4 protein-coding genes are annotated in these 8,351 nt (G+C 71.5%); 2 read left to right on the top strand and 2 right to left on the bottom strand.

The features are described from left to right. Nucleotides 1-628: 628 nt before the first annotated feature. Together recD2 and AAHZ94_RS23530 are read left to right on the top strand one after the other, a co-directional pair. Nucleotides 629-2,920 (top strand): SF1B family DNA helicase RecD2, encoded by a 2,292-nt coding sequence (gene recD2, locus AAHZ94_RS23535; RefSeq protein ID WP_349994986.1) that lies wholly within the window; start codon nt 629-631, stop codon nt 2,918-2,920. 102 nt (nt 2,921-3,022) lie between these two features. Beyond that, nucleotides 3,023-4,312 (top strand): citrate synthase, encoded by a 1,290-nt coding sequence (locus AAHZ94_RS23530; protein ID WP_349994985.1) that lies wholly within the window; start codon nt 3,023-3,025, stop codon nt 4,310-4,312. 178 nt (nt 4,313-4,490) lie between these two features. Here AAHZ94_RS23530 and AAHZ94_RS23525 read toward each other — a convergent pair whose 3' ends face one another. Together AAHZ94_RS23525 and AAHZ94_RS23520 are read right to left on the bottom strand one after the other, a co-directional pair. Next, complete coding sequence (locus tag AAHZ94_RS23525) at nt 4,491-5,003, bottom strand: TetR/AcrR family transcriptional regulator (RefSeq protein WP_349994984.1); 513 nt, start codon at nt 5,001-5,003, stop codon at nt 4,491-4,493. 720 nt (nt 5,004-5,723) lie between these two features. Next, the gene (locus AAHZ94_RS23520) at nt 5,724-7,259 is read right to left on the bottom strand and encodes an MFS transporter (RefSeq protein ID WP_349994982.1); all 1,536 of its coding nucleotides are present in this window, start codon (nt 7,257-7,259) and stop codon (nt 5,724-5,726) included. Nucleotides 7,260-8,351: the final 1,092 nt, after the last annotated feature.

The following is an 8,351-nucleotide window of genomic DNA, read 5'->3' as shown; positions in this document are numbered from 1 at the left end:
CCCCCCCTATCTACACACGCCGTAGCGGCGCCCGCGCCTCATGTGTAAACGCCACCCCAGGGACCCCCCGCGGGGCCGGGGGGCCGCGGGCCCCGCCCGCCGCCGGGGGGGGGCCGCCCCCGGGGCCGGCCCACCGGGCGTTCCCGCAGTCCGCGCCGCGTCCCGCCGCAGCCCGTACCCGCTGACCGCACGTAACGGATAGATAACAGCGAGAAATCGTGCAACCCTTCCCGGCCGCAGGGGGTCGTTACTGTCACTGGCTCCTGCGGAGGGGAATCTGGGGGGATTTCGAGCGGAGCCAGTGGAGGGGGAACCTGAGGGGTCTGGTCCTTGGCCGGGCCCCTCAGGAACAGCCGGCCCCGCCGCTTCCGCCTCGGGAACGGCCGCCCTGTCGCTCCCCTTCAGGAATTCGGCCCCGCGGCCCCGGAGCCCCGCAACCTCTCCCCGTAGTCCCGCACCCCCGGAAGTCCCGGCCTCCCCGCCCGCCGGCCGCGAAACGGCCGCCACCTGGCGCTTCATGACGGGAGTACGGCGACGCGACGGCTGCGCCCGGCCCTGGTCGCGGTGCGGGTGGCGGAGTTATCCACAGGCTCGCACGAGTGTCGGACTCCGGCGGTACGGTCGCCTCATGCTCAAGCTCGCGGTGGTCGAAGGGGTCCTGGAGCGGATCACCTACTCCAATGAAGAGAACGGCTACACGGTCGCGCGGGTCGACACCGGAAGGGGCTCCGGTGACCTGCTGACCGTCGTCGGCTCGCTGCTCGGTGCCCAGCCGGGGGAGTCGCTGCGGATGGAGGGCCGTTGGGGCTCCCACCCGCAGTACGGCAAGCAGTTCACGGTGGAGAACTACACGACGGTGCTGCCCGCCACCGTCCAGGGCATCCGCCGGTATCTGGGCTCCGGCCTCATCAAGGGCATCGGGCCGCGGATCGCCGACCGCATCACCGAGCACTTCGGGGTGGAGACGCTGGAGGTCATCGAGCAGCAGCCGGAGCGGCTGATCGAGGTGCCCGGGCTCGGCCCCAAGCGGACCAAGATGATCGGCGCCGCCTGGGAGGAGCAGAAGGCCATCAAGGAGGTCATGGTCTTCCTCCAGGGCGTGGGCGTCTCCACCTCGATCGCGGTGCGCATCTACAAGAAGTACGGGGACGCCTCCATCTCCGTCGTCCGCAACCAGCCCTACCGCCTCGCGGCCGACGTCTGGGGCATCGGCTTCCTCACCGCCGACCGGATCGCCCAGGCCGTCGGCATCCCGCACGACAGCCCGGACCGGGTGATGGCGGGCCTCCAGTACGCGCTGTCCCAGTCCGCCGACAACGGCCACTGCTATCTGCCCGAGGAGCAACTCATCGCCGATGCGGTGAAGTTGCTCCAGGTGGACACCGGCCTGGTCATCGAGTGTCTGGGCGAGTTGGCCGAAGACCCGGAGGGGGTCGTGCGGGAGGCGGTTCCAGGGCCCGCCGAAGGGGAGCCGGTCACCGCCGTCTACCTGGTCCCCTTCCACCGCGCGGAGCTCTCGCTGGCCGGGTCGCTGCGCCGGCTGCTGCGCGGCGAGGAGGACCGGATGCCCGCGTTCCAGGACGTCGACTGGGACAAGGCGCTGGCCTGGTTGGCCCGGCGCACCGGCGCCGACCTCGCGCCCGAGCAGCAGCAGGCGGTGCGGCTCGCGCTCTCCGAGAAGGTGGCCGTGCTCACCGGCGGCCCCGGCTGTGGCAAGTCCTTCACGGTCCGCTCGGTCGTGGAGCTGGCCCGGGCCAAGAACGCCAAGGTGGTGCTCGCCGCGCCCACCGGCCGGGCCGCCAAGCGGCTGTCCGAGCTGACCGGGGCCGAGGCGTCCACCGTGCACCGCCTCCTCGAACTCAAGCCGGGCGGCGACGCCGCGTACGACAGGGACCGGCCGCTCGACGCCGATCTGGTGGTGGTGGACGAGGCGTCGATGCTGGATCTGCTGCTCGCGAACAAGCTGGTCAAGGCCGTGCCGCCGGGGGCGCACCTGCTGCTCGTCGGCGATGTGGACCAGCTTCCCTCGGTGGGCGCGGGCGAGGTGCTGCGGGACCTGCTCGCCCCCGACAGCCCGGTGCCCGCCGTCCGGCTGACCCGGATCTTCCGCCAGGCCCAGCAGTCCGGGGTGGTCACCAATGCGCACCGGATCAACTCGGGCGTGCCGCCGCTCACCCAGGGCCTGCCGGACTTCTTCCTCTTCGTGGAGGACGACACCGAGGAGGCCGGGCGGTTGACGGTGGACGTGGCCGCGGGGCGCGTCCCGGCGAAGTTCGGGCTCGACCCGCGCCGCGACATCCAGGTGCTCGCCCCCATGCACCGCGGCCCCGCCGGCGCCGGCACCCTCAACGGCCTGCTCCAACAGGCCATCACCCCGGCCCGCCCCGACCTGCCCGAACGGCGCTTCGGCGGGCGCGTCTTCCGCGTCGGGGACAAGGTCACGCAAATCCGTAACAACTACGAAAAGGGCGCGAACGGCGTCTTCAACGGCACCGTGGGCGTCGTCACCGCGCTGGACAACGAGGAGCAGCGGCTGACGGTCCGCACGGACGAGGACGAGGAGGTCGGGTACGACTTCGACGAGTTGGACGAGTTGGCGCACGCGTACGCGGTGACCATCCACCGCTCGCAGGGCAGCGAGTACCCGGCGGTGGTGATACCGGTGACAACCGGGGCCTGGATGATGCTCCAGCGCAATCTTCTCTATACAGCGGTGACCCGGGCGAAACGCCTCGTGGTCCTGGTGGGCTCCCGGCGGGCGCTGGGGCAGGCCGTCCGCACCGTGAGCGCGGGCCGACGGTTCACCGCGCTGGATCACCGGCTGGGTGGTGGCGGGGCCCGGGCCGTACCCGCCGGGTTTCCGGAATCGGAGATAAGGGGGCAGGATGGGCATGATGGCGGCACTGAGTGCCGCAATTAGGTCCGATGGCCGACCCCGAGTGCACGTTCATCGTCCAAATGGGGGAAGGTAGAGCTAGTCAGGGCACCTCGAAGAAGAGGCACAACGTCGGTGAGGGATGACGTGAGCGACAACTCTGTAGTACTGCGGCACGGGGACGGCGAATACACCTACCCGGTGATCGAGAGCACCGTCGGCGACAGCGGCTTCGATATCAGCAAGCTCCGCGCCCAGACCGGTCTGGTGACCCTGGACTCGGGATACGGCAACACTGCTGCATACAAGTCCGCGATCACCTACCTCGACGGTGAGCAGGGCATTCTGCGCTACCGGGGCTACCCGATCGAGCAGCTTGCGGAGCGCAGCACCTTCCTGGAGACGGCGTTCCTGCTGATCAACGGGGAGCTGCCGACCGTTGACGAGCTGGCGACCTTCCGTAACGAGATCACCCAGCACACGCTGCTCCACGAGGACGTCAAGCGCTTCTACGACGGCTTCCCGCGCGACGCCCACCCGATGGCGATGCTGTCGTCCGTGGTCAGCGCGCTGTCGACGTTCTACCAGGACAGCCACAACCCGTTCGACGAGAAGCAGCGCCACCTGTCGACGATCCGGCTGCTCGCCAAGCTGCCGACGATCGCCGCCTACGCGTACAAGAAGTCCGTCGGCCACCCGGTCGTCTACCCGCGCAACGACCTCGGCTACGTCGAGAACTTCCTGCGCATGACCTTCTCGGTGCCCGCCGCCGAGTACGACCTGGACCCGGTCGTGGTCGGTGCGCTGGACAAGCTGCTCATCCTGCACGCGGACCACGAGCAGAACTGTTCGACCTCCACGGTGCGCCTGGTCGGTTCGTCGCACGCGAACATGTTCGCGTCGATCTCGGCGGGCATCAGCGCGCTGTGGGGCCCGCTGCACGGCGGTGCCAACCAGTCGGTGCTGGAGATGCTGGAAGGCATCAAGAACACCGGCGGCGACGTCGACACCTTCATCCGCAAGGTGAAGGACAAGGAAGACGGCGTGAAGCTCATGGGCTTCGGGCACCGCGTCTACAAGAACTTCGACCCCCGGGCGAAGATCATCAAGTCGGCGGCGCACGACGTCCTGTCCGCGCTCGGCAAGTCCGACGAGCTGCTGGACATCGCGCTGAAGCTGGAAGAGCACGCGCTGGCCGACGACTACTTCGTGGAGCGCAAGCTCTACCCGAACGTCGACTTCTACACCGGCCTGATCTACCGCGCGATGGGCTTCCCGACCGAGATGTTCACCGTGCTCTTCGCGCTCGGCCGGCTGCCCGGCTGGATCGCCCAGTGGCACGAGATGATCAAGGAGCCGGGTTCGCGCATCGGCCGTCCCCGCCAGATCTACACGGGCGTCGTCGAGCGCGACTTCGTCCCCGTGGAGCAGCGCTAGCCCAGAACGGCGAGGGGCGGCGGCCGGACCGCGTGCGACTCCTCGCCGGGTGCTCCACCGCAAGCCACTGACGCTCATGACTACCGCCACGCCGGGCGGGCCGCACCCCGGCCCGGCCCGGCGTCGTGGTGTTCCGGGGCAGGGCGTGCGGCCGGGCCCGTACGCTGCTCGCCGGTGGTCAGTCCGTGGCGTGCGGGAGCAGCATGCGCAACATCGCCTCGAACTCGGCGGCCCCCGGCGGGGTGTCGGTCAGCAGCGCCTGGAGCAGCAGCCCGTCGATGGCGGCGACAACGACCCGTACCCGGGCGGGGTCGTCGGTGTGGGCGCGGGCGAAGTCGGCCGCGGCGTCCAGCCACACCTGGGTGACCTCGCGCAGCTCCGGGCGGCGGGCGGCCAGCAGGTAGAGCTCGTACTCGGCGAGCAGATGGCCGGGCGCGGCGACCACGTCCGCCATGAGCCGGGCCAGCGAACGGCGGCTGTCGACCCCGCCGCCGGTCTCGGCCGCAAGGCGCCGCATGCGCGCGGCGTCCTCGGTCATCACGCTGGTGAGCGCCGCACACAGCAGGTCGTCGATGCCGCGGAAGTAGTAGGTGGCCGAGGTGGTCGGCAGCCCGGCTTCCCGCGCCACCGTGCGGTGGCTGACGCCGCTGGCGCCGTCCCGTTCGACGACGCGCAAGGTCGCCTCGATCAACGCCTGCCGCCGCCGCTCCCCCTTGACCCGCCGCCCGTCGGTGGCCGGTGCGGTGGGGCTGGTGGGGGGTGTGGTGCCGCGGGTGGCTGGCGTGGTGCGGTTCGCGGTGGCTGGCGTGGCGGGGCTGGCGGCGGGCGCGGTGCTGCTGGCTGGTGCGGTGCGGCTGGCGGCCGGTGTGGTGCCGCTGGTGCGGCTTCCCCCTTGCCCGCCTCCTTCTGGTCCGCTTCCGCCCGGGCCGCTTTCGTCTGCCCCCGGCCCGCCGTGGTCGGTCTGGTGCGCCGCCTCACGTTCGTTCAGGACATGCTCTCCTCACCCGGCGGCCGGGCGCTCCCGCCCGACCGCGATCCGACCCGGGGCTGCGGCCGGCCGGACCGGGCCCGGTGCGATCTGCCCCGGTACGACATCTCTCCGTACGACCTGTCTCGGGTACGCCACGGAGCCAGCCGCGGGGATGCCCACCCCGGCTACGCCGACCACTCCGTACGGGGCCGGCCCGACGGGCCAGCGCCCCGGCAACCGTGACCGTACCCCGTCGGCCCGTGCCCCGTCGGCCGGGCGGTGGGGACCGGGACGCGCCGCCCCCGTACGCGGTTGATGGGAGCCGGGCCCGGCGCCGGGGCCCGGGCCGGAGGGCCGACCGGGCGAGCACCCGGCACCGGCCGCACACCGGTCCCGCATCCCACATCCCGCTTCTCGCTTCCCACGGCGTACGCCGCGGCGTCAGCCGGTCACGCAGCGAGCGTCGTCAGCCGGCGCGGCGGGCGGGGCGGCGGGAGCCACATCGGGGCCGGAGGCAGAAGCCACTTCTGGGCCTGGGTTGGAAGCCACACCCGAACCCACCTCCGGGCCGGAGGCGGAAGCCACTTCCGGGCCCGGGGTGGAAGCCCCATCCGAAGCCGCACCCAGGCCAGAGGCCAAAACCACACCCGAAGCCACCTCCGGGCCGGAGGCCAAAACCACATCGGGGCCCGCGGCGGCAGTCACACCTGAAGCCACCCCCGGGCCCGGGTCGACAGCCCCATCCGAAGCCACCTCCAGGCCGGAGGCCAAAACCACATCCGGGCCGGAGGCCAACCCCATAGCCCGCGTCAGCGGTCGATACCCCAGGACCGCCAGGACCGCCGCACCCGCGCCCGCCGTGATGGCCACGGCGAAGCCGCCGCGCGGGCCGTGGGCGTCGATCATGACGCCGGAGAGCGAGGAGCCGGCGGCGACACCGGCGGCGAGGCCGGTCGTGGCCCAGGTCATGCCCTCGGTCAGCCGGTGCGCGGGGACGGTGCGCTCGATCAGGTTCATGATCGTGATCATCGTGGGGGAGAAGAAGACCCCTGCGAAGAACACCGCGACCATCAGCCCGAGCACGCCGTTGACCAGCAGGAACGGCAGGGTGGTCGCGGCCGTGCCAAGCACGCTGCACACCAGCAGACGCGGCAGCGGCATCCGGGGCGTGACGGCCCCGAAGGCGAGCCCCGCCGCGCAGGACCCGACGGCGTACACGGCGAGGATCGCGCCGGTCGCGCCCGGCCGGCCCTGTTCGTCGGCGAAGGCCACGCTCACCACGTCCACCGTGCCCACGATCGTGCCGCCGGCGAGCAGCGTGAGGACGAGCACGAGCAGCGGCCCGTCGCGCAGCGCGGACCCGCCGGACTCGCGGGCCCGCGGGCGTACCGGAGGTTCCGTACCGCGTTGTACGACGAACAGGGCGACGCCCACGGCCAGCAGTGCGGCGGCGATCAGCGGGCCCGCCTCGGGGAAGAGCGCGGTGCACAGCAGCACCGAGAGCACCGGGCCGACGATGAACGTGACGTCCTCCACCACCGCCTCCAGCGCGTACGCGGTGTGCAGCGACGGCGAGCTGCGGTACAGCTCGGTCCAGCGGGCCCGGACCATGGCGGCCATGCTCGGCATGCAGCCGGCGAGGGCCGCGAGCACGAACAGCGTCCACACCGGCGCCCCGTAGTGCGCGCAGAGCAGCAGCAGACCGAGGGCGACGACGCTCACCGCGGTGGCCGGTGGCAGCACCCGGCGCTGCCCGTAGCGGTCGACGAGTCGGGATATCTGCGGTCCGACGAAGGCCATGGAGAGGGTGAACGTGGCGGCGACGGCACCGGCGGTGCCGTACTGCCCGCGCAGTTCGGACAGCATCGTGATCAGCCCGATGCCGGTCATCGAGAGCGGCATCCGGGCGACGAAGCCGGCGGCGGAGAAGGCCCGCGCGCCGGGGGCGGCGAACAGCGCGCCGTAGGGGTTGGCCATCGCAGCTCCTGAGAAAGTGGGACGGTTGTACAAGTTTTTATCACGGGTGGGCGCGGAGCTGCGTGGCGTGCGGGTGCGGAGGGGTGCGCGGATGCGCAAGTGGAGGAGTGGCGGCGTGGTGCCCAGGGGGCGAGTGCGACGCGGTGGCCTGGGCGTCAGGGTGCGCCGGAGTGCGCAGACGTGAAGAAAGTGAAACCGGCGTGCGCGGGCGCGGTGCCGGTGTACGGGGAGTGAGGGCGGGAGCTTCGACGCGCCCCGGCGTGCGGGGTGGGGAGGGGGTCTCGGCGCCCGCGGGCGGCCCGCTTCCGGGGCGGCCGGAAAGGCGAAAGCGCCCCACTACCGATCCCCCCACGGGTCGGAGCGGGGCGCTTTCTGTTCCCCGGTGACGGATTCCCCCCACGGGACCCGGCCGGGAGCCTTGCTGGCCCCGAGGGCCAGGCGCCCGCGAACTGCCGGGACGCGTACATATCGGGAGGGCCGCTCAAAGCTCCCCGGTACGTCGCCCCGGCCACGCGAAGTCTGGAAACGTCCCCCAAGACGTCCCAGCACCACACAGTTAGACTCGCGACCCCCGCGAATGGTTACCCCCAACCCACTGTGATCTGCGTCTCTTGCCATATGGGTACGTAAAAGGGCAAGGGCCTCGATTTGAATTTCCAGGCGCTGGCGTATGGGTGTTGTGTTCCTTATGGGGATTTCGTGAAGGCGAAAAAAGACGGCGATCCGCTGCAACCGGCCCGTCGGTTGCACGGCCACGACGGCTGGTTGCACAACCGGGGCGGCGATTTTGTGAGCGGGTGGGGGTCGCGGGTGACCCCGCGTGGCCCTGCATGACTCCGCGTGGCGCCGGCTGGCACCGGGTGTCGTCGGGCTGCCGGGCTGTCGGTCCGTCGCGCGCGGCGTGCATCCCGCCGGTCGTGTGCCGTACGCACCCCGCCGGCCGAGTGCCCTGCGCCGTCCCGCCGGCCGGCCCGCATCGGCCGGCCCGCGCATCAGCCCGTACGCGCATGTATGCACATGTAGGCACGTAATAACAACAGACGCAGCCGACGCTACAACTTGTGTAGATAGGGGGGGTGGCCGTCTCATTTA

Origin of the sequence: Streptomyces sp. HSW2009 (assembly GCF_040240285.1) — a bacterium.
Lineage (GTDB): Bacteria > Actinomycetota > Actinomycetes > Streptomycetales > Streptomycetaceae > Streptomyces.
Note: the sequence above shows the minus strand (reverse complement) of the source record. Positions and strands in the feature narration are given on the sequence as shown.